This window comes from Candidatus Pedobacter colombiensis (assembly GCA_029202485.1).
Taxonomy (GTDB): domain Bacteria; phylum Bacteroidota; class Bacteroidia; order Sphingobacteriales; family Sphingobacteriaceae; genus Pedobacter; species Pedobacter colombiensis.
Window position 1 is genome coordinate 3,400,642 of sequence record CP119313.1, and the last position, 25,219, is coordinate 3,425,860.

The 25,219-nt window shown below is 38.2% G+C and carries 20 protein-coding genes, 2 tRNA genes and 1 pseudogene; 11 read left to right on the top strand and 12 right to left on the bottom strand.

Annotated elements, in window-relative coordinates:
• Positions 1–4: 4 nt before the first annotated feature.
• The 3 genes from P0Y49_14255 to P0Y49_14265 all read left to right on the top strand — a co-directional run bounded on the left by P0Y49_14255 (position 5) and on the right by P0Y49_14265 (position 2,217).
• Positions 5–586, top strand: coding sequence for a hypothetical protein (locus P0Y49_14255; protein ID WEK17960.1), 582 nt, complete (start codon positions 5–7; stop codon positions 584–586).
• Positions 587–753: 167 nt separating this feature from the next.
• Positions 754–1,320 (top strand): hypothetical protein, encoded by a 567-nt coding sequence (locus P0Y49_14260; protein ID WEK17961.1) that lies wholly within the window; start codon positions 754–756, stop codon positions 1,318–1,320.
• Positions 1,321–1,593: 273 nt separating this feature from the next.
• The gene (locus P0Y49_14265) at positions 1,594–2,217 is read left to right on the top strand and encodes a hypothetical protein (GenBank protein WEK17962.1); all 624 of its coding nucleotides are present in this window, start codon (positions 1,594–1,596) and stop codon (positions 2,215–2,217) included.
• Between the two features lie 200 nt (positions 2,218–2,417).
• Here the strand turns inward: P0Y49_14265 and P0Y49_14270 are convergent, their stop codons facing one another.
• Together P0Y49_14270 and P0Y49_14275 are read right to left on the bottom strand one after the other, a co-directional pair.
• Entirely contained in the window at positions 2,418–3,257 is an 840-nt protein-coding gene (locus tag P0Y49_14270; protein WEK17963.1) for an abortive infection system antitoxin AbiGi family protein, read from the bottom strand.
• Between the two features lie 259 nt (positions 3,258–3,516).
• On the bottom strand, positions 3,517–4,233 hold the full coding sequence (locus tag P0Y49_14275) for a hypothetical protein (protein ID WEK17964.1): 717 nt from the start codon (positions 4,231–4,233) through the stop codon (positions 3,517–3,519).
• 413 nt (positions 4,234–4,646) lie between these two features.
• Here P0Y49_14275 and P0Y49_14280 point away from each other — a divergent pair.
• Positions 4,647–5,630, top strand: a pseudogene (locus P0Y49_14280) (recombinase family protein).
• A 658-nt stretch (positions 5,631–6,288) separates the two neighbouring features.
• On the opposite strand, the gene P0Y49_14285 reads toward P0Y49_14280, so the two are convergent.
• From P0Y49_14285 to P0Y49_14295, 3 genes are all read right to left on the bottom strand, one after another.
• Positions 6,289–6,362, bottom strand: a tRNA-Pro gene (locus P0Y49_14285).
• Between the two features lie 88 nt (positions 6,363–6,450).
• Positions 6,451–6,537: transfer RNA gene (locus tag P0Y49_14290), tRNA-Ser, on the bottom strand.
• A gap of 68 nt (positions 6,538–6,605) precedes the next feature.
• On the bottom strand, positions 6,606–8,615 hold the full coding sequence (locus P0Y49_14295; GenBank protein WEK21800.1) for an HDIG domain-containing protein: 2,010 nt from the start codon (positions 8,613–8,615) through the stop codon (positions 6,606–6,608).
• 242 nt (positions 8,616–8,857) lie between these two features.
• Here P0Y49_14295 and P0Y49_14300 point away from each other — a divergent pair, with 242 nt between their 5' ends.
• The 5 genes from P0Y49_14300 (at position 8,858) to P0Y49_14320 (ending at position 15,314) form a co-directional block, all read left to right on the top strand.
• Positions 8,858–10,036 (top strand): acetyl-CoA C-acyltransferase, encoded by a 1,179-nt coding sequence (locus P0Y49_14300; protein WEK17965.1) that lies wholly within the window; start codon positions 8,858–8,860, stop codon positions 10,034–10,036.
• Positions 10,037–10,960: a hypothetical protein gene (locus P0Y49_14305; protein ID WEK17966.1), complete on the top strand. Its 924-nt coding sequence runs from the start codon at positions 10,037–10,039 to the stop codon at positions 10,958–10,960.
• 104 nt (positions 10,961–11,064) lie between these two features.
• Positions 11,065–12,834 (top strand): peptide MFS transporter, encoded by a 1,770-nt coding sequence (locus tag P0Y49_14310; GenBank protein WEK17967.1) that lies wholly within the window; start codon positions 11,065–11,067, stop codon positions 12,832–12,834.
• 85 nt (positions 12,835–12,919) lie between these two features.
• Entirely contained in the window at positions 12,920–14,473 is a 1,554-nt protein-coding gene (locus P0Y49_14315) for a peptide MFS transporter (GenBank protein ID WEK17968.1), read from the top strand.
• Between the two features lie 103 nt (positions 14,474–14,576).
• Positions 14,577–15,314, top strand: coding sequence for a polyprenol monophosphomannose synthase (locus tag P0Y49_14320; GenBank protein ID WEK17969.1), 738 nt, complete (start codon positions 14,577–14,579; stop codon positions 15,312–15,314).
• Positions 15,315–15,316: 2 nt separating this feature from the next.
• Here the strand turns inward: P0Y49_14320 and P0Y49_14325 are convergent, their stop codons facing one another.
• Genes P0Y49_14325 through proS form a run of 5 tightly spaced genes read right to left on the bottom strand, consistent with a single transcriptional unit; the run spans position 15,317 to position 20,054 of the window.
• Positions 15,317–15,832, bottom strand: a complete 516-nt coding sequence (locus P0Y49_14325) for a YdeI/OmpD-associated family protein (GenBank protein ID WEK17970.1) — start codon at positions 15,830–15,832, stop codon at positions 15,317–15,319.
• A gap of 41 nt (positions 15,833–15,873) precedes the next feature.
• The gene (locus tag P0Y49_14330) at positions 15,874–16,734 is read right to left on the bottom strand and encodes a TIGR02757 family protein (protein ID WEK17971.1); all 861 of its coding nucleotides are present in this window, start codon (positions 16,732–16,734) and stop codon (positions 15,874–15,876) included.
• A gap of 6 nt (positions 16,735–16,740) precedes the next feature.
• A complete protein-coding gene (locus P0Y49_14335; protein ID WEK17972.1) occupies positions 16,741–17,880 on the bottom strand; it encodes a cystathionine gamma-synthase in 1,140 nt (379 codons plus the stop codon).
• Complete coding sequence (locus tag P0Y49_14340) at positions 17,877–18,572, bottom strand: hypothetical protein (GenBank protein WEK17973.1); 696 nt, start codon at positions 18,570–18,572, stop codon at positions 17,877–17,879. Before P0Y49_14340 ends, P0Y49_14335 begins: the two co-directional genes overlap by 4 nt.
• A gap of 9 nt (positions 18,573–18,581) precedes the next feature.
• Positions 18,582–20,054 carry a proline--tRNA ligase gene (proS, locus tag P0Y49_14345; GenBank protein ID WEK17974.1) on the bottom strand — a complete coding sequence of 491 codons (1,473 nt, stop codon included), beginning with the start codon at positions 20,052–20,054 and terminating at the stop codon, positions 18,582–18,584.
• Between the two features lie 104 nt (positions 20,055–20,158).
• Here proS and P0Y49_14350 point away from each other — a divergent pair, with 104 nt between their 5' ends.
• Positions 20,159–21,091 (top strand): hypothetical protein, encoded by a 933-nt coding sequence (locus tag P0Y49_14350; protein WEK17975.1) that lies wholly within the window; start codon positions 20,159–20,161, stop codon positions 21,089–21,091.
• Between the two features lie 18 nt (positions 21,092–21,109).
• A complete protein-coding gene (locus P0Y49_14355; GenBank protein WEK17976.1) occupies positions 21,110–22,645 on the top strand; it encodes a hypothetical protein in 1,536 nt (511 codons plus the stop codon).
• Positions 22,646–22,700: 55 nt separating this feature from the next.
• Here P0Y49_14355 and P0Y49_14360 read toward each other — a convergent pair whose 3' ends face one another.
• Together P0Y49_14360 and P0Y49_14365 are read right to left on the bottom strand one after the other, a co-directional pair.
• Complete coding sequence (locus P0Y49_14360) at positions 22,701–24,533, bottom strand: UbiD family decarboxylase (GenBank protein ID WEK21801.1); 1,833 nt, start codon at positions 24,531–24,533, stop codon at positions 22,701–22,703.
• A gap of 81 nt (positions 24,534–24,614) precedes the next feature.
• Positions 24,615–25,094, bottom strand: a complete 480-nt coding sequence (locus P0Y49_14365; protein ID WEK17977.1) for a DNA starvation/stationary phase protection protein — start codon at positions 25,092–25,094, stop codon at positions 24,615–24,617.
• Positions 25,095–25,219: the final 125 nt, after the last annotated feature.

The window sequence follows — 25,219 nt, forward strand, 5'->3', positions numbered from 1 at the left end:
ACTTATGTATAATTTATTTTCATTGGCATTTGCCCTATGTAGTTTGTATACTTCTTCAAATTTACCAACTAAATCTAATTGGGGAGTAATTAATCCTGAAGCAAAAAACAAACTAGTTAAAGAGGCTAAATGGGATAAAGAAAATGCTTTGCTTCCTTTTATTTGGGAAGGAGTTCCAAATAAAATATTGGATAGCATGATTGAAAAAGGAAAAATTTATGATTCCATTATGGATAAAAGATCTAAAGGACAAACTGAAGAATGGCCAGACATAGTTCTCTACACTTTACCTGACAGCATGAAATTGATGTATGCCAACAAAAGAAAGATAACCTTAGACTCTTGTATTTTTACTTATTATGAGTTTCAAGTTTATCCAAAGGTCCATTACGCAGATGAAAATATTTACGCAATATATTTTATGAAAGGATTTGGCGTATTTGGAGCTATACATAAAAATGTAGAAATGGATTATGAGGAATGGAGTCGATATTATTTGATTGATCTCTTTACAAAGGATAAGAAATCCATTGTAAAGAAAGACCTCTTAAAGAAGCTAGTGGAAAAAGTTATTTTTAATTGGTAACCTATCTAACTTATCATTGTTTGACCTGTGCCGCATTACATGAAAAAAAATTAAACATGATTGATTTTCAATCACGAACGGCAGATAAAAAATATTTATCTGCCGTTCGAAATGCCTGGAGCGAATATTTAGAAATAACAAAATGATTTCATCGTAAAGACAAATCAATGAACACTTTATCTGTATTTTTGTTATCACTTTGCAGTTTATTCTCGTCAAAAAGTGTTCCCCAAAAAAGTCTATGGAGATTTGTAGATCCAATAAAAAGAATCAATAGAATAGAAGATCATAGATTGAGTGATAGTACAATTGTAATTCCATATTTATGGAAAGAGTTACAAAATCATGTTTTAGATAGCATGATAAATAGAACAGATCGTAAGGATACTAATAAATATTCCGAATACCGTTTAGATCCAGATTTGGTGATTCTATCGGATACAATACGTCTTTTCTATTCAGAATCAAAAACAGTTTCAATTGACTCCTGCATTTTTTCTTATCAAGTATTTCAAGTTTATCCCAACCTTACCTTTGCTGATGATAATATTTATGAGTTCTATTACATAAAAGGCTTAGGGATATTTGCGTCTGTTCATATAATTGTAGATTATCCCCCCGAAGAATGGAGTTACTATTCATTAAGAGATTTTCAGGACAAAAAAGGAAAATCAGTTATTGATAAAGCAAAACTAAGATCATTAGTTGACACGGTTATACATAGGCGGATTTAACTTCCAGATTATAAATTGAATTGAAACCCGGACGTTATATTGTATTTCTAATTCCTGCGATTATTAATGATTTAGTAATGACTGGAAAATCTGGTTACTTTGGCCCCATTTATCTAATTGGCATTCAGCCGGATAAATGGGGCCATTATTTACAGATTTTCTAATTGAGGAAGCACATACAAAAACTAATGGCTTTTCAAATATTCCTTCTCGAATACCTGAAAATGCCACTGATGACAACGTCTCGTCAACTTTGGGTGTAAAAAAAATATTATGAAGAAAACTCTGATTACAGTAATCACTCTAGCAGGCATCAGCAATATATACGCTCAAACAAAGTGTGATATTTATAAAACTGTTGCTGATAGTTTATATACAAGAACATCACTTATTATGGATCATATTCATCAAAAATATCCTATAGATATTGAAAATCCAGAGCTTGACACTACAGAGACGCTGGTTAAAGACGACTATATACTAAATATTAATTACGTTAGATCATTTGACAAATTTGATATTATCAACTGGTTTGCGAAATTCATTGATGAACCGTCTTTGACTAAAACTGATCTCGTGGAAATTCCAGATGACGGCAACAATATTGATAATAGATGTTCATGGACAAGTAGTAAGTATTGTGTGAATTTTCTACCTAAAAATATCGATTCTGTTGACTATGGAGACTTGTATCCTTGTGCACTACAAGAACATAGAATTATGAATAAAAAACTTTCTTTTTCTACTATTTTGTACACTAAAGATAATAAAAAAGCATACCTATACTTTATTTGGAATTTCGGTCGAGGAAAGGGAGGAGAATCAGGATGGGGCGTAGCACTTATCAAAACGAATAAGAAATGGAAAATAAACAAAATGAAAGTAAGGACAAGGTAAGGTGAATATTAAGGCTTTAAGCATCTTTTCTTTTCAAGGTGTACCCCTAACCTGTTACAGATTCTCCCAACAGTTATTATATAGATTTGACAGGTACCACTCACTCTTTGGGAAACTTCCGAACAGCAGATAAATATCTTTTTATCTGCGTTCGAATTGGCCTACTCCACTAGCAATCTTTTAACTGCCTAAAAGTATTACTAATCAGAAATTCTAATTTTCGATTTTAATCTACTTTTACCAAGGGTTTCTTTAAAATATTCGTCAGGTAGTGTGTCTATCATATCGGAAAGATCCTCCAGATCCTCTACGCTTGCCACTAACAGTTCGGAAACATCGTCATACTCGAAATCCAACATCAATTCATCCAACAATGGTTTGGAATTCCCATTGCCACGCCACTCAAGGTACTGAGGACGAACAATATTATATTTTTCAAGGAATATTTTAAAATCTGGAACAAAGCACCACTCTCGCTCATCATAAAAGCGATAATTTTCAATTAATCCCTCTTGCCTCTCCAAATCAGCTTCGTAGGGTTTTATATAGCAAAGCGAATATTGGTTATAATTGACCGCCATGAGTGTATCCTTAACGTGTTGGTAGGATTCCTCAGCTTGTTGGAGATCAATCTTTATGGGGGATTTCAGAACATCGTCTTCCGATCGCCTCCACGATGCCCATATTGCTTCAGCAGTTGCGCCAAGAAAATCCAAAGCACGCCTGTTACCGTTATAAGCATCGATCAACGATTTAGCTAACAGTGAATGGCTTTCCACATAAAGCACGGGATTTAGTCCTTTGCTTTTGGCCCATTCCTTACTTAGCCCGATAGCATAACCACCATAATTCTTATATATATCCAAAGTACCCTCCGGAATATCGCAAAAAGATATTTTTGGTACAAACTGCTCAATGGTCTGATCTCCATATCTAAATTCTTCCCTACAATAGCTTCCCTTGAATTTTTTCTTCAATATAGAAATAAGGACATCTATGTTTGTAGTGAAATGAAATAAGGAATCATAAGATCTTTGCATAATGACAATGAGGTAACTTTTTAATCTTGGTATCAGATCAAAGTTAGGTAAAAGCAACTATTTGTTACAGTTAGAATTGTTTAGGTTCAGTTACCTAGGTTTTGATATCAACGAATATCACTATTCATGGTACTGCTGCCTGGAATCTCAATTTCTAAAGAAAATGAAGTATTCACATTTAGTATATAAGCATCGACTTTGAAAGGTTTGAAATTAGAGAGTTGAAATCCATTATTTGACTTTATTTGGGAAATTGCTTTTAGATATTTGCATAATTCTCTAACTGATCTAGCCAGAAATTAAGTCCTTTATTTATCCTGTCACAATCAGCCTTATTGTATTTTGAATTTATGAAATCATTGAAGGAAGATTGAATTGATGGTTTCTGGAATTGCATTATATTAATGAAAGGCACTTTCATATTACTCTGTAAGAAAAAATCATAAAGAGGTAAAAAGGGCTGGTTAGCAGAGAAAGAGTTTTTGATTAATAGGTTATAAATTTCCGGTTTTATCGCCTTTTTCATTTCCTGGAGGACTAGATATAAGTTTCTTTGCTCGCTCCCTTCAGCAATTGATTTTCCGAGGTTTCCAAGCCCCTTTTCATTAAAATGCATAAAGAGATAAACCCTGAATCCCTTTTCTAATTCATCACAAATGTTCGTTCCATAAAATTCATATGCATTTCTGAATGATTCCAAAGAAAAGCCTTCAGCTAATTTTTCAATAGTGAAATCTATCAATTCACGCTCCAGTATGATAATTTTTTCGATAGAAGGAATCTTTATTTGTTTTAATTGATAACTATGAAACAGTGAACTTGCAAGGATATCAAAATAGCTACTCTTGATATTGGTGGTTTTTCTTTTATAGGTGATCTGTATATACAAAGGGTGCGTGAGTACGCCCAGATAAGATACTTTCTTCAATTGTTCATTGAAAAGTAGTTTGTAGGTTACCTTGTAGGCTTGTTTCATTCAAAACAGTTTTATTCCCCTTTGTCTTATTGCGGATAATAGCTAGAGATTACATTCTACTTCCTCTTCCAGGTACAAACATAGTTAAAATTCGTGTCTATTCTAAAACAAGTTTACTTAATATTATTTTTATACAAACTTTTTTCTTAGTTTAGCAATATAATAGTAAACCGTTGCACGGGATTTGTGGGATTGAAAATTGGAGAGATGTGCAAAATGAAAAATTAAAACCTGAAGAGGTTCGAAAAATGCTATGTAAACAAGGTAAAGAGATTACCCTGGAACAGGCAGCATTAATATTAGCATTCTTAAGAGAAATGGCAAACATTGTAGTGTCAAATTATCTTGAGGAGTAGGATTCTTATTTTATATCTGATGGGCTCATTTTGTTTATCAAATTAATTACACCTATTATGTCAATAGCAGATTTATACATCAGGGTATCCACAGACGAACAAGCGGATAAAGGGTATTCTCAACGTGGGCAGGAAGAGCTGTTACGCAAGTATTGCAACATAAATAATATTTCGATCAGGAATGTAATCTTTGAGGATCATTCAGCCAAAACATTCAACCGTCCCGAATGGAAAAAATACCTAGTCGATCTGCGTAGGCAAAAGGGAAAGTCGGACCTTATATTATTTTTGAAATGGGATAGGTTTAGCCGTAATGCAGGAGATGCTTACCAAATGATTAATACATTGCGCAAATTAGGCGTGGAACCGCAAGCAATTGAGCAGCCACTGGATCTCTCTATCCCCGAAAATAAAATGATGCTTGCATTCTACCTCGCAGCGCCAGAAGTGGAGAATGACAGGCGGGCATTGAATGTGATTGTTGGGATGCGAAGGGCTAGGAAAGAAGGGCGTTATATGGGGCTTGCTCCATTAGGCTACACGAATAAAATAGATGAAGCAGGCAGGAAATATATTTCGCCTAAAGAGCCTCAAGCAAGTATTCTCAGGTGGGTTTTTGAAGAACTGGCTAAAGGGGTATATAATGCGGAGCAGTTATTTAAGGAAGCAAAAGCAAAAGGATTAACCAAGACCAGGAGTTTGTTTTATTTCGCTATCAGAAACCCCGTTTACTGTGGAAAGATTTTTGTCCCCAAGTATAAAGATGAAGAAAGCTGTTTTGCAAAGGCCCTTCATGAACCTATAATTTCCGAAGCGCTTTTTTATGAAGTACAAGATGTGCTTGATGGCAGAAAGCGTAATTATCGGCTGAAAGTCGTCGCAGATGAATCCTTGCCATTAAGGGGATTTCTTATTTGCCCCGATTGTGGAAAGGTTTTAACAGGAAGTGCTTCAAAAGGCAGGAATAAATACTATTCCTATTACCACTGTTACGATAGCTGTAAATTCAGGTTGAGGGCTGAAGTAGTAAATGATCAACTGATGGATGAATTACGGAAATATATTCCTTCCGAAGAAATGATACCTGTTTATAAAAGATTAATTGAAGAGTCATGGGGAGATAAGTTTGGCAAGCAAGACGAAGATAAAAAGATGCTGTTAAAACAGATCAAAGAGCTAGAGGGCAGGGTAGCATATGCCAGGGAACTTCTCCTCTCGCAACAGATCGAACCGGATGATTTTAGGGAAATGAAATCTGATTACGGGAATAGATTAGAACGGTTAACAGTTAAGCTAACATCTCTGGAAAACAATAAAGATTTCAATTTCGAAAATCTTTTGGATGTAGGTATAGATAATCTCCTAAGATTGGATTACATCTATGAGGATGGGGACATTAGAAAGAAGCATGTAGTTTTAAGTTCGATATTTCAGGATAAATTATTTTTCGAAAACAAAACACTTCGAACCGGGTCTATAAATGAGGTAGTAAACTATATCTATCAGATAGAGAGCCTATTAAAATCTATCGACCCTCCTTTGGGTAACAATAATATGTCTTTGATGACGAATCTTGAAAGTAGAGTACTTCGAACCGAAGATGGAGTAGTTATCAATAAGGGAAACTACAAGGGAATCAATGAATTACAAGGAAATAAAAAAGGACAAAATGGATTTTATTCCACTTTGTCCTCTAAAGTCGGGGTGGCAGGATTCGAACCTACGACCTCCACATCCCAAATGTGGCGCGATACCGGGCTACGCTACACCCCGAACTTGGTATCTTTTCCCTTTTTCGAAGGGAGTGCAAAGTAACGATTTTAAAATGACAAATCCTACTGTGACTAACTTATTATTTCAGCGGAGGAAGAGGGATTCGAACCCTCGGTACCGTTACCAGTACGACAGTTTAGCAAACTGTTCCTTTCGGCCACTCAGGCATCCCTCCGATTTACTCAGCATATCCTTGCTGAGGGAGTGCAAATATAGTAATTCATTTATGTTTGCAAAAAAAAATTACAGAGTTTGTTGATAATCTATTCGCACATGATAAATGCTCATCAGCATCGTCTTGAAAATCAACTTTATAGTTTCAATATCTTTTAAGGTGATATCGCAATTATCTAATTGATTTTGTTCCAATTTATAGCTAATGATCCGTTCAACCAGATCATTTATGCTCTGAGCATCCGGATTTTTGAGACTTCTGGACGCAGCTTCGACCGAATCTGCCAACATTAAAACACCTGTTTCCTTAGAAAAAGGAATCGGTCCGGGGTACCTAAAAATATTTTCGTCAACAAATTTTTCAGGAGAATTCTTTAAAAACGACTGATAAAAATAATCCACCCTTGTATTTCCATGGTGTGTTCTGATAAAATCAATCACACTTTCTGGTAATTGATGTCTCCTCGTAATTTCTATACCTTTATGAACGTGCTTTATGATGATCTGAGCACTTTGCTCATAAGGCAGCTTATCATGCGGACTCAAGGCTGTATTCTGGTTCTCTATAAAATATTGTGGGTTCTCTATCTTCCCGATATCATGATACAATGCCCCTGCCCTAACCAATAAAGAGTTCCCCCCGATTTTAAATATAGCCGCTTCGGCAAGGTTCGCCACCTGCAAGGAGTGCTGAAAAGTTCCCGGAGCTTTAAAAGCCAGCTCCCTTAACAATTTATTATTGGTATTTGTTAACTCAATTAAAGCCACATCTGAAGTAATACCAAACATCTTTTCAAAAGCATAGATAAGCGGATATGCCAATAAAGAAAGAAGTACACTAATAATGAACGGCACGAAATTAAGCCAGGCTACCTGCGCAAAAGATCCCTCACGCAATAAGGAAATCCCAACAAAAGCCACAAAGTAAGCAGAAAGGATAAATAAGGCAGATAAGAGTAGCTGCTCCCGCTTAATCAAATTTCGGATACTATAAATAGCGACCATCCCCGAAGTAACCTGATAAAACACAAACTCAAAACTGTTTGGTACAAAGAAACCCGAAATGAGCACTACCAGCAAATGCAGGTAAAGCGCAAGACGCGTATCAAATAATATACGGATAATAATGGGGACAATACAAAAAGGAATGTAATATATACTAGGCAGATCTAGTTTAATGGCCCAGGTTAGTGCCAGCAACATAGTAGTAATGACCAATAGGATCAAAGACAACTGTCTGTTATCTGCAAAAATATCTTTCCTGAATAACCTCAGAAATACCATCAACAAGCTTACAATAAAGCCAACCAATAAGATTTGCCCAAAATAAACCACTGTACTATCTCCTATAGTCTTGGTTTGAGCCTCATAAGCCTCTTTAAATGACAGCAACTTCTGATAGGCCTCATCATCCACCACATTATCCTTAGATATAATCAGCTCCCCCTTCTGTACCATCCCTCTTGTAGTAGACAAGCTATTCACTGTACTGGTCTGCACCACAGCGGTCAATTTCTCATCAAAAACAATATTAGGCTGTAAATGGTCCTCAACCAGATTTACCACAACATCCTTTTCTTTTTGATTTGTTGAATTAAAATTGTTTTTAAAATACTCCAGGGCTGTTTGTACCGTAAAAACATCCTGCGTGTTTACGGTTTTTGAGATATTATTATTTAACAACGAGAAGTCGTAATTACCCGAATTTCCTTTCTGATGCTTTAAATTTATAGCAACGATCCCTTTATCGTATATAGTTTTAAGTAATTTAACAGAGGTTTGCTTATTGATTGCATTTTCACTTTCAGGAAAAGTGTTGGTTCGCCATTTAACGTCAAATTCGTTCAAATAAGCTTCCTCCACAACATTAAACAAATCTTTGTTTAGCTTATAAATAGGCAAAACATTATCAAGCGCATCTTTTTTATCTATAATAACCTGAGGATTAGTTTTTAAAATGGCAAAACTAAATGGGGAAATCAGGTCTTTATTTTTCCAGATGGTGCCCTTTTCAAATTCGTATCTAAAACGTGGTTGTTTGGGTAAAAATGTAGTTATAATCAACACTGAAAGCACCATCATAATGTATTTGATATTTGATGAATACTTCCTGTACAGTACCTTATGAGAATTTTTTCTGATTTTAGCCAAAGCGATGCAAATTGATTTCTATTCAAAAATAATATAATTTCATTAGTATATCCTATTTTAATGGTGATCACTATAGTCCCAGGCAGAGTTTAACAGTTATATTACCTGCATTTTAACCACCCTTATATGGTAATTACTTAACTTTGTTTGTAACTAACTTAAAAACATTAATGAAAGAAGTAGTAATTATATCTGCAGTACGAACCCCAATAGGGAGTTTTGGAGGCGCATTATCTGGATTTTCTGCTACACAACTCGGCGGTTTTGCCATTAAAGCAGCTGTAGAAAAAGCAGGAATAAAACCAGCTGATATTCAAGAAGTTTATATGGGCAATGTTTTATCTGCCAACCTTGGCCAGGCTCCTGCAACACAGGCAGCCAAATTTGCCGGCTTACCGGATGTCCCATCTACCACCATCAATAAAGTATGTGCATCAGGAACCAAAGCGATCATGCTTGCTGCACAGAGCATTGCCTTAGGTCAAAATGACATCGTAGTAGCAGGAGGTATGGAAAGCATGAGTAATGTACCTTATTACCTGGATAAAGCAAGAAATGGCTACCGTTTAGGTCATGGTCAGATTACCGACGGACTGGTTAAAGACGGTTTATGGGATGTATACAATGATTACCACATGGGTTCCGCAGCCGAATTATGCGCAAAAACATGTGGCTTTAGTCGCGAAGAACAAGATGCTTTCGCCATCAGTTCGTATAAAAAATCACAAGCTGCACAAACAGAAGGCAGGTTTGATAGCGAAATTGTTGCAATAGAAGTTAAAGATCGCAAGGGTGATATTACCTTAATTAATAAAGATGAAGAGCCTTATGCTGTAAAATTTGATAAAATACCTGCACTAAAACCGGTTTTTCAAAAAGATGGTACAGTAACAGCCGCTAATGCTTCCACACTAAATGATGGTGCTGCAGCACTGGTTTTAATGAGCGCAGAAAAAGCAAAAGAACTGGGATTAAAGCCTTTAGCCAAAATCCTGGCTTATGCAGATGCACAACAAGCACCTGAATGGTTTACCACAGCGCCAGCTAAAGCTATTCCGTTAGCCCTTGAAAGAGCAGACAAAAGTATTGCGGATGTTGATTATTTTGAAATAAATGAAGCTTTTTCTGTAGTTTCGTTGGCAAATAATAAAGAGCTGGGGTTAAATAGCGAAAAGGTAAACGTAAATGGTGGTGCTGTTTCTTTAGGACATCCACTGGGAGCTTCGGGGGCCAGAATTGTAGTTACTTTAATTTCCGTACTATCGCAAAACAAAGGCAAAATCGGCGTAGCCGGAATTTGCAACGGCGGTGGCGGTGCCAGTGCAATGGTCATAGAAAACCTAAACTAAATGATTAAGGCTTTAAAACCTTTAATAATACTTTTTATATTATGCTGTGCAGGAACAAAGCTTTCCGCACAGCATAGTTTTGACCTCAATGTATCGCGCCTGAAAACTTATCAGGACTCGTTACAGCGCATGAGTAATGCAACCTACAATGCATCAAATGATCAGGATCGTCTTACGGCGAATGCTCTGTTCATCAAAACACTCGTTGCTGCGTTAAAAACCCCTTCATCCTTTAATTTCCCTTTCGATTCTTTAAAAAGGATCACAGTGATGAAATCTCCCGACAATACCTTAAGGATTTTTTCCTGGTATGTCCCTAATGATGATGGTACTTACCGTTTTTTTGGCACGATACAAATGGCTACAAAAGACGGAAAATTAAAAATGTACCCGCTGATTGACGATACCAATAACATTAAAGATGTAAATCAGATCACCGGAAACAAAAACTGGTATGGTGCACGATATTATCAGATCATACCGATTGTGATGAACGGCAGACAGCCTTATTATATACTCCTTGGCTGGAAAGGTAACAATGCCAGGACTTCTAAAAAAGTAATCGACATACTTTCTTTCGACAAAGCGGACCAACCGGTATTTGGAAAAGCCATATTTGATGGTTTAAAAGGTGAAGCCGTTAAGAATAGAATTGTATTTGAATATAACAAGCTAAATTCGATGACACTAACCCTCGACAGGACGGTGAATATGATCGTATTTGATCACCTCGCTCCTTTTTCTTCGGAAATGCAGGGAAACTTTGAATTTTATGCTTCCGACTTAAGCTTTGATGCCTACAGAATTATTGGCGGCAGACTCAAATTGGTAGAAAATGTAGAGATGAAAAATGAGCCTAACGCTATGGATGATTTTTATGCAGACCCAAAGGATAAGCAGAATAAAGCTCCAAAAAAACTTTAATTGTCATGATCCAAACTCAATCCATGTCTAAAATTTGTGAGTTTGCCTTCGTGTACCTATCTTGCGCAACTAACTAAACTTTATATAACACATAAAAAAATAAAATGAATACACAGAGTTTGGACACTCCAAATAACTTTTTCGAGAACAAGGTAATCGGACATCCGGCGGGATTGTTTGTCTTGTTCTTCACAGAAATGTGGGAAAGATTTTCTTACTATGGCATGAGAGCCTTATTGGTGCTATTCCTTACCTCCTCATTAATTGGAGATAATCCAGGATGGGGATGGCCAAGAGAGTACGCGCTGGCAATCTACGGTTCATATACCGGTCTGGCTTACTTAACCCCTATTTTAGGTGGTTACATTGCCGACAGGATTATTGGTTACCGTTGGGCAGTTATTATAGGTGCTTTACTCATGACCCTGGGACATTTATCTATGGCGATCGAAATAGACCATACGTTTATGTATCTGGGCCTATGTCTATTGGTATTGGGTAACGGCTTCTTTAAACCAAACATGACTTCTATCATTGCACAAATGTATAAAGAGCACCCTGAGAAAAAAGATGGTGCTTACACCATTTTCTACATGGGCGTAAATGCCGGTGCATTTTTAGGAATGCTGCTTTGCGGATACATTGGCGAAAACAAAGATTGGGGATGGGCTTATGGATTCGGTTTAGCCGGTATCTTTATGTTTATCGGAATGTTACAGTTCTATTTTACACAAGGTATTTTTGGTAAAATTGGTTTAAAACCATTAAAAAATGATGTAGAAGATCTTTCAGAAACTCCGGAAGAATCAACCCGCAACCCCTTCTCTAAATTTGATTTGGTAGTAATTGGCTTAATTGCTGTAATCGGCTTGTCATGGATCATCAACGACCCGATTTCAAAAATCACACATTTAAATTTATTCAGCTTTAAAATAGGAACTTTAGAAGGCAGTAACTTCATGATCATCACTGCACTGGTCCTGTTTTTATTCATCTTAGTAAAACGAATAGCTCAATACACACCTGTTTTAAGAGATAAAATGATTGCCGTAATTGTACTGGCTTTCATTACCATCTTCTTCTGGGCTTCATTTGAACAGGCAGGTGGTTCTATGACTATCTTTGCAAAAGATTATACACAAAGGGTATTGGTTGGCAATTCAAAATTGATCTTCAATGTAGTAAACACCTTGATTACTGTAATTCCATTGGTTATCATTTCTTATGTCCTTTTAAAACTCTTCGCCAAAACTTTTGGCAAATACTCTCTCGGTAACATTATTTTAGCTTCAGGATTTGTAATCATCTGGATTATTGTAATCTACATGCTAAAAAGCCAGTACAGTGAAGTGAAATCCGAAGTTCCAGCCACCTGGTTTGGTATCCTGAACTCCTTGTTCATCATCAGCTTTGCACCATTGGTATCTAGACTTTGGGAAAGTAAATACAACCCTTCTGCAACTTATAAAAATGGTTTCGGAATGATCCTGCTAGGTACTGGTTTTGCAGTATTGGCTTATGGAGCAAGTACCATTCCTCAAGGTGCAGCAGTTGCATCAGTAAGTATGATCTGGCTGGTATTGGCTTATTTCTTCCATACGATGGGCGAATTGTTTATCTCACCAGTAGGTTTATCTTATGTAAGTAAACTGGTACCCGGAAGGATGATCGCCATTATGTTTGGTATCTGGTACCTGGCCATTGCGATTGGTAATAAAATTGCCGGTACCATGGGTGGTATGATTGACGAAATCACTTCTAAATATTCGATGAGTACCTTCTTCCTGATCTTCACCTTTATTCCGGTGGGTCTGGGGATCATCATCATCATGCTTACCCCGGTTCTTAAACGGTTAATGCACGGTGTAAAATAAAACTTAAAATCACTATCTTATAAAAGTCTTTAGAGCACATTCTAAAGACTTTTATTTTTACATTTATATTTTATAAAAAACTAATATGGCCAGACAAATGTCATTAGAAGAGATTCAGAACTTTGAGGGTAAATATCCAAAACAGCTTTGGGCACTCTTCTTTTCTGAAATGTGGGAGCGTTTCTGCTTCTATGGAATGCGGGGAATGCTGACCTACTTCATGGTTACCCAATTATTTATGAAGGATGTGGATGCAAACCTGCAATACGGTGCAACACAAGCCTTTGTTTATGCATTTACTTTTATTGGAGGCTTGTTTGCCGATAAAATACTCGGGTTCAGAAAATCACTATTCTGGGGTGGTATTTTAATGATTGTCGGAAGTGGCATTTTAGCCTACGACCCACATCAATTCTTTTTCCTCGGGATCAGTTTTACCGTTGTAGGTACAGGTTTTTTTAAACCCAATATCTCTACAATGGTTGGGAAGCTATATAAAGCAGATGATGCCCGTAGAGACGCAGGTTTCTCGGTATTCTATGCAGGTATAAACATTGGTGCTTTATTGGGGGGCTATGCCTGTATAACTATTGGTAAGGAATACTCCTGGCACCTGGCATTTGGACTTGCAGCAATTGTAATGACCATCAGTCTGATCACTTTCCTTTTCACGCAAAAAAAATTAGGTCCTATTGGCTTGCCTCCAGGAAATGATGAAGAAGTAACTGATGTTGCACTGACCGGCATAGATGATAAAGTACCAAGCCAACCCGCAGTTATACATCGCAAAGCGGCCAACAAAAAATGGTACGATTACGCTGTATATGCAGGCTCGCTGGCCATTATCCCGGTAATCATGATCATGGTTGCTAAAACACAATATACAGATTGGTTTATGTATATCATTGGCCCAGTAACATTGTTATATATCATTTTTGAAATGACCAGATATGGATGGGCAGAACGCAAGAAATTAATTGCCGCATTAATCTTCATCCTGTTCTCTATATTATTCTGGGCATTTTTTGAGCAGTCCGGAGGCTCTTTAAGCCTATTCGCTGCACGAAACTTAAACAACAACCTACTTGGCGTCATAAAACTAGATCCAAATGGTGTTAACAACTCGGCAAACTCCTTTTTTGTGATCATTTTTGCCTTCTTATTCAGCCTAATCTGGATTGGACTGGCAAAGAAAAAAATTGAACCAAATACGGTTATAAAATTTGGACTTGGCTTTTTATTTCTGGCAGGTTCTTTCTTTACTTTCTACATGACCAGATTTTTCGCGAATGCCCAGGGTATTGCCTCACTTGATGTGTTTACCGCCGCCTACCTGGTGATGACCTTTGGAGAGCTTTGTCTTTCTCCTATCGGTCTTTCTATTATGACTAAATTATCTCCGGTAAAATTACAGGGTGTAATGATGGGTATGTGGTTCCTGGCAAGTGCTTATGGTCAATATGTTGCTGGTTTACTTGGTGCAGGACTGGCTCAAGCCAGTGAACATGACACGCCATTACAGAAACTAATGAGCTATACAGAAGGATACAAACAACTAGGCATTTATGCTTTAATTGCCGGTGTTATCCTGATTGTAATTTCTCCGCTTGTAAAAAAACTGATGCAGGAAGTAAAATAAACCTGCGAAATTCTAATTTTTAACATAATTTAACCCGTAGTATATCCATATACTACGGGTTTTTCGTTTAGAATCCATAATTTCGCTAAATAATTTAATTTGCGTGTCAGATAGCCTAGTTATTATTCCTACGTTCAACGAGAAAGAGAACATTGAAAAAATCATCAGAAAGATTTTTTCATTAAACTACTTTTTTGAAATCTTAATTATTGATGACGGCTCTCCAGATGGCACAGCTGATATTGTAAAGAAACTACAATCAGAATATCCTGCCCTTCACTTAGAACAGCGCAGCGGTAAATTAGGCTTAGGTACAGCCTATATACATGGATTTAAATGGGCATTAGCGCATCCCAAATACCAGTACATCTTTGAAATGGATGCTGATTTTTCTCACAACCCCGACGATCTGATCCGCCTGAGAACAGCTTGCGTAAATGGTGCCGATGTAGCCATTGGTTCCCGCTATGTAAATGGGGTTAATGTAGTAAACTGGCCAATGAACAGGGTATTGATGTCTTATTTTGCTTCCATGTATGTAAGATTGATTACGCGCATTAACATACAGGATGCCACTGCCGGATTTAAATGCTACCGCCGTAAGGTTTTAGCCACTATACCACTTGATAAGATTAAATTTGTGGGCTATGCTTTCCAGATAGAGATGAAATTTACAGCCTTGAAATACGGGTTTAACGTAGTTGAGGTACCCATCATCTTTACCGACCGTACGGAAGGCAGTTCAAAAATGAGTACCAGAATATTCAGGGAAGCATTTATAGGCGTAATACAAATGAAAATTTGGAGCTGGTTTAGGAAATACGATAAACCTAAAGATTAGGCTTACTTTTCTTCCCGTGGTTTCCCATCTCTCATCATAGTTCCAAAATCCCATCCTTTATCCATAGCCGAAACGATCTTTACAATTCGCTTGGTTCTGGTAGGCTCTGTTTTGGCACTATTGAGCCAGTTGATATACCAGTTTTGATGCGACTTGGGCTGCTTTAAAAAGTTTTTGAGTAAATGCGGCTCATCAGAAAGGCAAAGTTCCAGATCCTCGGGCATCTCGATTTTAAAAGTTACATCTTCTTCCAGAGATAAGACCAATACACCACCAACTTCTTTTCGTAGTTGTCTACGTATCCCACCATTCAAGGCCATGATAAAGTTTCCTTCGCCCATGGGAACCAATGACACACCCTCGATTTCTACATGATCCAGGTGGCCTTTTACCCTAAAACTTTTCTTACAATCGGCCTTAATCTGATTGGCAATAGCTTGCGGAACAAAAACATAGGTCCAGCCTGTTTTTTCGCCCATTTCGCCAAAACGTTCTATTTCTGCTTTAAAAGTGATCATCTTAAATTAAAGGTATAAAGAATATGTATCCGAAAAAAGTTTTAGAATTTCTCTTCGACCCCCAGTCCAAACAAAGCAAAATCGTATTTCACAGGATCTAAAGGATCTAACAACAACAAGTGAGCAGTAAGCTCTACCGCCGTACGCCAATCCGTCTGCCTGCGTTCAATGAGTCCCAGTTTACGGGCTACACGATCTACATGCACATCGCAGGGACAAATCAAATCTGCAGGCTTAATCCTATTCCAGATCCCAAAATCGACCCCCTTATTGTCTTTACGCACCATCCACCTCAAAAACATATTTAAGCGCTTGCAGGTAGACTTCTGCATCGGTGATGAAACATGCTTAATCGTACGACGTGGATAGTCAGGCAAGGAGAAGAAGTACGATCTAAAGTAATTCAAAGCCCTTTCTATTTTAGGTTCCTGTTGGTTTAGCTCAGAAAGCATACAACTTGATGAAGCATATCCTTTATAATTCCCCAAAACCTGTCCCGATACAAAATCAGTCTGAAATAGATCACCCGGGGGCAAAAAAGCTGCTTCCAGGCTATCAAATTGTTGATAATGTTGATTAAAAAAGGCTATAAAATATAACAGATCTGTATCATTAAAGGTCCGGTGTTTAAATCCAAGCAGCCTTTTTAGATCCTCATCACTATGGTGTAGCATAAAATTATACGGGTCATTATCCATCCTCGCAAACAGTTCATTGCATTTATTGATAATGGTTTTGCGCTGCCCCCAAGCTAAAATTGCCGCAAAAAATGCGGCAATTTCAATATCCTGTTTTTTAGAGAACTGATGTGGAATGCAAATGGGATCGTTTTGAATAAAGTTGGGTCTATTGTACTGGTCGACCTTAACATCCAAAAAATCTTTAAGTTCTAAAAATTCCAATTCTTTCTATTTAAGTGCCTGTTCCAGATCAGCAATAAGATCATCAATATCCTCTACCCCAACACTTAAACGCAATAGGTTATCAACTACTCCTACTTTTTCACGTTCTTCCTTTGGAATAGAACCATGAGTCATACTCGTTGGATGATTGATCAAGGATTCTACCCCCCCCAGAGATTCGGCCAGTGTAAACACCTTAAATGAACCAGCGACCCTAAAAGTTTCCTTTAAGTCAGCATCTTTTAAAGTGAAAGACACCATTCCTCCAAAATCCCGCATTTGCTTTTTAGCAATATCATGGTTAGGATGATCTTCAAAGCCTGGCCAGTAGATTTTATCTACTTTAGGATGTTTCTTAAGGAAATGCGCAACCTTTGCTCCATTCTCACAATGTGCTTTCATGCGTAAATGAAGTGTTTTAATCCCTCTAAGCACTAAAAATGCGTCCTGTGGACCAGGAGTTGCACCACATGCATTGTAAATAAACCACAGGTCTTTGTACAGCTGATCATCATTTACCAATAAAGCACCCATAACCACATCGGAGTGACCGCCAAGGTACTTTGTAACCGAGTGCATCACAATATCAGCACCCAGATCCATCGGATTTTGCAGGTAAGGAGAAGCAAATGTATTGTCTACAGCCAACAATAAATTATGTTGTTTAGTAATTTTAGCGATACCCTCAATGTCAACAATTTGCATGGTTGGATTTGTCGGTGTTTCTATCCAAACCAGTTTCGTTTTATCATTGATATACAGCTCAATATTCTCCGGTCTCGAAAGATCCAGAAAATGAAATTTGATACCGTACTTGGCGTAAACCTTAGTGAAAATACGATAAGAACCACCATAAAGGTCATTTCCTGTAATCACCTCATCTCCGGGCTGCAATAGTTTCATGACCGCATCAGTAGCGCCCATACCACTTGAAAATGCCAATCCATGTTTAGCATTTTCTAAAGCAGCCAAACAAGCCTCCAAAGCTACACGTGTTGGATTGGTACCTCTTGAGTATTCAAAACCTTTATGGTCACCAGGCGATCTCTGCCAGTAGGTAGAAGTTTGATATATTGGGGTCATTACTGCTCCCGTAGTTGGGTCAGGTTCCTGACCGGCGTGGATAGCTTTTGTTGCAAATTTCATATGTTATTATTTTGCTCTATTTCTGATTTAAACTGGTAGCCAATGTTCTTACCGGTAGGAAAACCACTGGCAACCAACATAGATTGTTTCTGATTTAAAGTTACGTCTTTTACCTGGGCAAAAGGCGGAATCAGTAGGTCTGAATCCAGACAGTAAAGGATCGATCTTTCAATGATATCCGTTAATTTTTCTTCGGTAATCAGATTGTTGACAAAGTCCTGATATAAAAAGTCGAGTGCCCCTTCTCCTTCAACCATAAAGTGCTTATCCCTATTGATCAAAATCCGGGCAATCAAAGTCCCCTCATCTGCCAGCCGATTATATTTTATAGAATCAGCTAAGAAATTATGGATATAAATGATCCCGCAATAGCTTAAGGACTCATCATCTTTAATATATTCACTCTGAAATATAGAATGTGAAGGGTCAAAATTAAAAATATTGGTATGCATAGATACCATAAGCATATCGCCAGAAAATTTAAGCTGTCCTTCAAACTTATTGTTCTCCTTGAAATTAATTTCTACCGAAGGATCTTTAGCACTATAATCATGCTGCAATTTCAGCGCAATCTCCGCCAATAACTTTTTTAACAAGCCAAATACCTCTGCTGTATTGCGATAGATAGCCTGTTTTAAGGAGGCTTTGTTTTCAAACTCAGTTAATATCTTGTTATAATTTTCTGTATCCATTATTATGAATTAATAGGCTCTGGCAAATAACACACGCTGTTTAGATGGTTTACCTGAATAAATACAAACACCATCTTCCAGCTTATTATCTAAAGGTACACATCTGATGGTAGCCTTTGTTTCTTCCTTGATTTTCTGCTCTGTTTCAGGCGTTCCATCCCAATGTGCAGCAATAAATCCAGCCTTAGTATCTAACAGTTCCTTCATTTCCTCATATGAATTGGCCTCAGTAATGTGCTCAGTTCTGTAGTTGAGTGCTTTGTTATAAATGTTCTCTTGAATTTCTTCTAACAATTGAGCTATATGTATTTCTAAACCATCTTGCGATACACTTTGTTTTTCTCTTGTATCCCTACGGGCAAGTTCGACAGTTCCATTTTCCATATCTCTGCTACCAATTGCCACACGAACAGGCACACCTTTTAATTCATATTCAGCAAATTTAAACCCTGGACGTTGCGTATCACGATCATCGTATTTAACAGAAATACCCATCCGTTTTAGCTTCGATATCAGTTCATCCACAAAAGCAGTGATCTTTTGCAGCTCTTCGTCATGCTTATATATTGGAACAACAACCACCTGTATAGGTGCAAGTTTTGGAGGCAATACCAATCCGGCATCATCACTATGCGCCATAATTAAGGCACCGATTAAACGGGTAGACACACCCCATGAGCTAGCCCATACATGTTCTATCTTACCTTCCTTATTTGTAAATTTCACATCAAATGCTTTAGCAAAATTCTGCCCCAAAAAGTGAGAAGTACCAGCCTGAAGTGCTTTTCCATCCTGCATTAAGGCCTCAATACAATAAGTATCCAAAGCGCCTGCAAAGCGTTCGTTAGGCGTTTTTACACCCTTAACTACCGGCAAAGCCATCCAGTTTTCTGCAAAATCAGCATATACATTCAACATTTGTTTTGTCTCTGCAATAGCTTCATCAGCAGTTGCATGAGCAGTATGCCCTTCCTGCCATAAAAATTCTGTAGTACGTAAAAACAAACGTGTGCGCATTTCCCAACGTACAACATTGGCCCACTGGTTTACAAGGATAGGCAAATCACGATAGGATTGAATCCAGCCCTTATAAGTATTCCAGATAATGGTTTCAGAAGTTGGTCTTACGATCAGTTCTTCTTCCAGCTTTGCAGTTTCATCAACAATGATGTTACCATTTCCATCGTTTTTAAGACGGTAATGTGTCACAACGGCACACTCAGTAGCAAAGCCTTCAACGTGCGACGCTTCCTTAGAAAAATACGACTTGGGGATGAATAAAGGGAAGTAAGCATTGCTGTGGCCTGTTTCTTTAAATTTCTGGTCTAAAACCGCCTGCATTTTCTCCCAAATGGAATATCCATATGGCTTAATTACCATACATCCTTTAACGGAGGAGTGCTCTGCCAGGTCGGCTTTTATAACAATGTCGTTATACCATTGGGAATAATCTTCGTTTTTGCTTGTAATACCTTTGCTCATAACTGTTTTGGAACGTTTTTTGTGTTAAATGACTTGTAATGTAGGCTACAAATCTATAAATTTATACCTACAAAACACACAACACACAAAGAAGGGATATAGTTATGAAATCAAATTATTTATTCACCAGTATGCTGGCCCTGACGACCATAGTTGTCACGTCATGCTCTGCGCCAAGGTTAGCGCAGCAAAATTCGAATGATGATGTTTATAACTCTGTAGCGCAGGCAAGGGAGTATAAACAACAAGTACCCGTAAGAGAATCCGGCTATGATACTCAGGATGAGTACTATGGAACAAGTGATCCTTATTATGATATGGATTACTCATCACGTATAAACAGATTTTACTATACAGGACCTTCATGGAGAGGATATTATGACCCTTTCTTTGATAGCGGGTGGTATGGCAACTATGGCCTGTCATTTGGTCTTGGTTTTGGCTATAGCCCTTTTTATGGCTCTATATGGAATTCCCCATACAACGCATGGGGTAGTTATTATTCTCCATTTTATGGTTATAACAACTACTATGGCGGTGGCTATTATGGTGGCGGTTTATGGGGTGGTGGCTACTGGGGCGGCGGTTTCTATACCGGCAGAACAACCAATGTGCAAGACTACAGACCTAGACCAAACAGAGGTGGTAACAATGGGTACACCGGTAATAGAGGTTATGGAAATGATGCCTATCTTTCTCCAAGGTCGTCCAGAACACAAAGCAATAATGGTGTAAGTGTAATTTCTGGCAGACCTTCAAGAGGTAGCGTCAATGGTAATTATGGTACAACTTCGAGACCAGCAACGACCGAAAGTTCGAGACCGAGCAGAACTGAAACTGCAAGACCGGCAACAACAGAAAGTTCAAGACCAAGCAGAACTGAAGCTCCGGCAAGACCAACAAGAGAGTCCTATACCCCACCTCCTTCGTATACTCCTCCTTCAAGAAGTGAAGGCAGTAGTTCCGGTGGCAGCTATGGCGGTGGTAGCTCAGGCGGCGGTGGCGGTACAAGCAGACCATCAAGAGGCGGCAGATAATTTAAGCGAAATACACAGATGAAGAAATTTACACAGATACTTATGGTGGCTATAGTAGCGACCACAGGCACAACATATGCACAATATGCCGGAGACGCAATCCGATTCTCGAACAGTAATTACGGCAGCTCTGCAAGATTTAAAGGGATGGGGAATGCGCAAATTGGCGTAGGCGGAGACATGAGTTCCTTAAATGGCAACCCAGCCGGTTTAGGTCTCTTTACCAGATCAGAATTTAGTTTTACTCCCGAATTTAACAATGCAACTTCAAAATCTGATTACCTGGGACAACAAGACAAGGCTTCAGACAATAAATTAAATATAAACCAGGCCGGTATTGTCTGGTATAACCCTACTTTCAAGGCACAGGGACAAGACACTAAAAAAGGTGTTTTGAGTGCTGTATTTGGTATTGGCTATAGCAGAAACAACGATTTTACGCAAAGTTACAATTACGGCGGCAACAATAACACGACAACAATGCGTGATTATTTTGCGGAGTTAGCAAATAGCAGCATGAATGCTCAAGGAGTTCTTCCTAAAAACTCTCTGGAGCGTTTAGCTTATCAGAACTACCTGATGAACTACAATACGCCGACCAGTGGCCCCGTGCATACAGCCGATCCATTTATTGGCAGCAATATGCAGAGTAAAAATCAAACTGCTTCAGGTTCTACTTCTGAAGTAAATTTCTCGGGAGCACTTAATATTTCTAACCAATTGTATATTGGTGCAAGTATAGGAATGGTAAATGTTCGTTACCTTAATGATTCAGAATATAGAGAAAAAGGTATACTACAAACTTACAATGGAGATCCTGCAAATGGTACTGTGGGTTATGGACCGCAAGAAAACTACAGCTTCTCCTATCTAACCAGTCAGGAAACCCATGGTTCAGGAATTAATGGTAGAATAGGCTTAATCTTCAGACCTGTTTCAAGTTTCAGGATCGGTGCAACCTATCAAACACCAACCTGGTTGTATATGGAAGATTCATTTTCAGAAAACCTATTCACCACTTTATCTGGTGAAAGACTTTCGAATGATATAGGACCTTTAAACTATAACTATACTTACAACCTAAAGACACCTGCAAAAGGCTCATTGGGTGCTAGTTATGTCATAGCTGGACAAGCTATTATTTCTGCTGATGTGGATTTTATCGATTATGCAAGTGCCCGCCTATCACAAGATGGAGGTGGTTCACTTGACAAAGCAATTATGGATAGCAATGCGGACATTAAAAACTTTTATACCTCAGCTGTAAATTATAGAGTTGGTGGAGAATATAAAATCGATAACCTGAGCTTAAGAGCAGGTTACGGATTAAACGGAAGTCCTATCAAAAATGATTCTAAAAATACTTATGGTACTCAATTTTATAGTGGTGGCCTGGGATACCGCTTTAATGAATACTATTTTGATATCGCTTATCAGCGTGTTCAATCAAAAGAGACAAATAGTCCCTATGTACTGAGTGATGGAGCAGAACCGGTAGCCATGATTAAAAATGCCAACAACAATGTATTCTTAACTTTTGGAATTCGATTTTAATCCCTAACGATTTGAACAGCAAAGCCCGGATTTGATAAGTCCGGGCTTTGCTGTTTTATAGGATTCCGTGCAAGGAAGCACCCTTAAGGCCAAGCCGATCTATATGTCTTTCTACCGCTTCATCTTTAATCAATTCCGGCGCATGATGCGGCTTTTTACGGGCATCAATAATAACCGGACCTGTACAACCCCAATGTTTATTACTGATAAAACTCCCTACCCCATGGATATCAGAGGCCGGATTGCTTCGGGTAAAAGTAACCCATACCAGGTTGTTGATCGTTGCCGCAGTAAACTTAGCATCGTCACAAACCACAATTAAGGCCAAACCATCCAATTCCTGATCTTTTAAATCCTTGCTTAATAATACCATTTCCTGTTCGGCATGGGCAGCATCCACATAAGGATGAGCACTGATAGCCAATACCCCTGGAATTGCCATCTGATAATGATTAAATGGCTCAGGCAAATGAAACCCATTAGGTAACTCATTTTTAAGTATTCGCTTTTGACCTCCTGCAGCTGCAAAAACAACCTTCGAGCCACTATTTAAACCATCCCCACTGTAATCCAGTGTATCGATTGTGGTATGGGTATGAAAATGCAAATCTGTACGGAAATCCATTCGCGAAAGGATATGTTGCATAAAGCCCGCAAGATCATGGGTATCCAAATGCTCATCATCTTCCCTTGCAGCAATAAATAAGTACTTGGCCAGACTCAATTGGTTTTTACCCAGAATATGATTGGCAATGGTTAAAATCTCCTGAGGTCTGCGCTCATTTAAATATGGTGTATATCTTTCACTTCCAATGGCAAACAATAAAGGATGAACCCCTGCAGCATCAACCGCATTCACCTCTTTTAAGCCATGAATTTCTTTAGGCAAAGCCGATCCGGCTATTTCATGGATCAAAGCACCAAAACTCGTATCTTCTTGCGGCGGTCTTCCCACTACGGTAAACGACCATATCGCATCCTTACGATGGTAAACATTGTGCACCTTCATTAAAGGAAAAGGGTGCGTAAGACTGTAATAGCCCAAATGATCTCCAAATGGTCCTTCAGGCTTATTTTCATGTGGATAAACCGTTCCGGTGATCACAAAATCGGCATCGGCTGATAAACAAAAGCCTTCTTCATCATAAAAATACCTGAACCTTCGGTTGCCTAATGCACCTGCAAAAGTCATTTCCGACAAACCTTCCGGCAAAGGCATGACCGCAGCCAGCGGATGTGATGGTGGACCACCTACAAAAATACTCACTTTTAAAGGTTGTCCTTTGGCATTGGCTTTAGACTGGTGTACCCCTATTCCTCTATGGATTTGATAATGCAATCCAATCTCTTTATTCAATTCGTAATCATTACCAGCAAGCTGTATCCTATACATCCCCAGGTTAGCATTTAAGATCCCTGGCTTATCAATATCCTCAGTATATACCTGTGGCATCGTAATAAAAGGACCGCCATCCATAGGCCAGTTTACAATTTGTGGCAAGGCATCAATGGTGGTTTTACTGAATACTGATTTAAAAGTTTGTTTTAATGGTAATGCGGTAAGTGCAGTAAAGGCAACACCGGGTAATTTTAATGGGTTCTTTAAGGCCTTAACCGGATCCGAGCGAAGGTTTACCAACTGCTCTACTTTAGGCAGGCTATCTCTGAACATAAATTTCGAGCGTTCCAATGTGCCAAATAAATTAGAAACCGCTGGAAACTTGCTGCCCTTAATATTTTCAAAAAAAAGAGCCGGTCCATTTTGCTCATATACGCGCAAATGAATGGCTGCCATTTCGAGGTAAGGATCAACCTCTTCTTTTATCCGAATCAGATGACCATGCTGCTCTAAATCAGCAACACAATCGGCTAAACTTTTATATCCCATCGCCTCAAAGATATTAAAAGAAAAATCGCCATACCGAAATAAATTCAACATGGCGATTTGTATAGAAAATTAATGTATGGACTATTTTTTACCGGCAAACGAACGCAGCATCCAGGTATTTTTCTCCTTAAACTGCAAAAACCTGTTTACCATATCATTGGTGCCATCATCGCCTGCCTTAACTGTAGCATCCAACAGATCACGCTCCAATCCGATCAATCTGGCCATGTCATCCAAAATGGCCTCCACCATATCCAGATCATTCATTCCAATGGTGTTTATTTCTTTAATGGCTGATTCTTTAATATAATCTGCAAAACGACTATGTGGCGGCTTACCCAAGGTCAGTACACGCTCTGCAATTTCATCAATGGTTAACTGAGCATTGGTATACAACTCTTCAAACTTGATATGTAATGTAAAGAAATTCTGGCCTTTAATATTCCAGTGGCAGCCTCTTAATTTTTGATAATGTATATGGTAATTAGCCAGGTAATCATTTAACATATCAACTACTGATTTTACTTCCTTTTCTTTTAAACTGATTTCTTTCGCGTCCATAGTATTAACTTTAAATTTTATTTCGAGAACAGTATTTGTCTCCTTTAACAACAGGTGGTACCATAAATGGTTTGGAAAAATGTTAAAACCATGCAATAGGACATTAAAAAGAACGTTTAATATTC

Excerpts from the sequence above, each read along its gene's own strand:
- P0Y49_14340 (WEK17973.1), bottom strand. The coding sequence starts at position 18,572 with ATGGATACAGAAAATTATAACAAGATATTAACTGAGTTTGAAAACAAA.
- P0Y49_14260 (WEK17961.1), top strand. The coding sequence starts at position 754 with ATGAACACTTTATCTGTATTTTTGTTATCACTTTGCAGTTTATTCTCG.
- P0Y49_14295 (WEK21800.1), bottom strand. The coding sequence starts at position 8,615 with ATGGTGCTTTCAGTGTTGATTATAACTACATTTTTACCCAAACAACCA.
- P0Y49_14305 (WEK17966.1), top strand. The coding sequence starts at position 10,037 with ATGATTAAGGCTTTAAAACCTTTAATAATACTTTTTATATTATGCTGT.
- P0Y49_14300 (WEK17965.1), top strand. The coding sequence starts at position 8,858 with ATGAAAGAAGTAGTAATTATATCTGCAGTACGAACCCCAATAGGGAGT.
- P0Y49_14325 (WEK17970.1), bottom strand. The coding sequence starts at position 15,832 with ATGATCACTTTTAAAGCAGAAATAGAACGTTTTGGCGAAATGGGCGAA.
- P0Y49_14360 (WEK21801.1), bottom strand. The coding sequence starts at position 24,533 with ATGGGATATAAAAGTTTAGCCGATTGTGTTGCTGATTTAGAGCAGCAT.
- P0Y49_14315 (WEK17968.1), top strand. The coding sequence starts at position 12,920 with ATGGCCAGACAAATGTCATTAGAAGAGATTCAGAACTTTGAGGGTAAA.
- P0Y49_14335 (WEK17972.1), bottom strand. The coding sequence starts at position 17,880 with ATGAAATTTGCAACAAAAGCTATCCACGCCGGTCAGGAACCTGACCCA.
- proS (WEK17974.1), bottom strand. The coding sequence starts at position 20,054 with ATGAGCAAAGGTATTACAAGCAAAAACGAAGATTATTCCCAATGGTAT.
- P0Y49_14350 (WEK17975.1), top strand. The coding sequence starts at position 20,159 with ATGAAATCAAATTATTTATTCACCAGTATGCTGGCCCTGACGACCATA.
- P0Y49_14255 (WEK17960.1), top strand. The coding sequence starts at position 5 with ATGTATAATTTATTTTCATTGGCATTTGCCCTATGTAGTTTGTATACT.
- P0Y49_14270 (WEK17963.1), bottom strand. The coding sequence starts at position 3,257 with ATGCAAAGATCTTATGATTCCTTATTTCATTTCACTACAAACATAGAT.
- P0Y49_14365 (WEK17977.1), bottom strand. The coding sequence starts at position 25,094 with ATGGACGCGAAAGAAATCAGTTTAAAAGAAAAGGAAGTAAAATCAGTA.
- P0Y49_14275 (WEK17964.1), bottom strand. The coding sequence starts at position 4,233 with ATGAAACAAGCCTACAAGGTAACCTACAAACTACTTTTCAATGAACAA.
- P0Y49_14355 (WEK17976.1), top strand. The coding sequence starts at position 21,110 with ATGAAGAAATTTACACAGATACTTATGGTGGCTATAGTAGCGACCACA.
- P0Y49_14310 (WEK17967.1), top strand. The coding sequence starts at position 11,065 with ATGAATACACAGAGTTTGGACACTCCAAATAACTTTTTCGAGAACAAG.
- P0Y49_14265 (WEK17962.1), top strand. The coding sequence starts at position 1,594 with ATGAAGAAAACTCTGATTACAGTAATCACTCTAGCAGGCATCAGCAAT.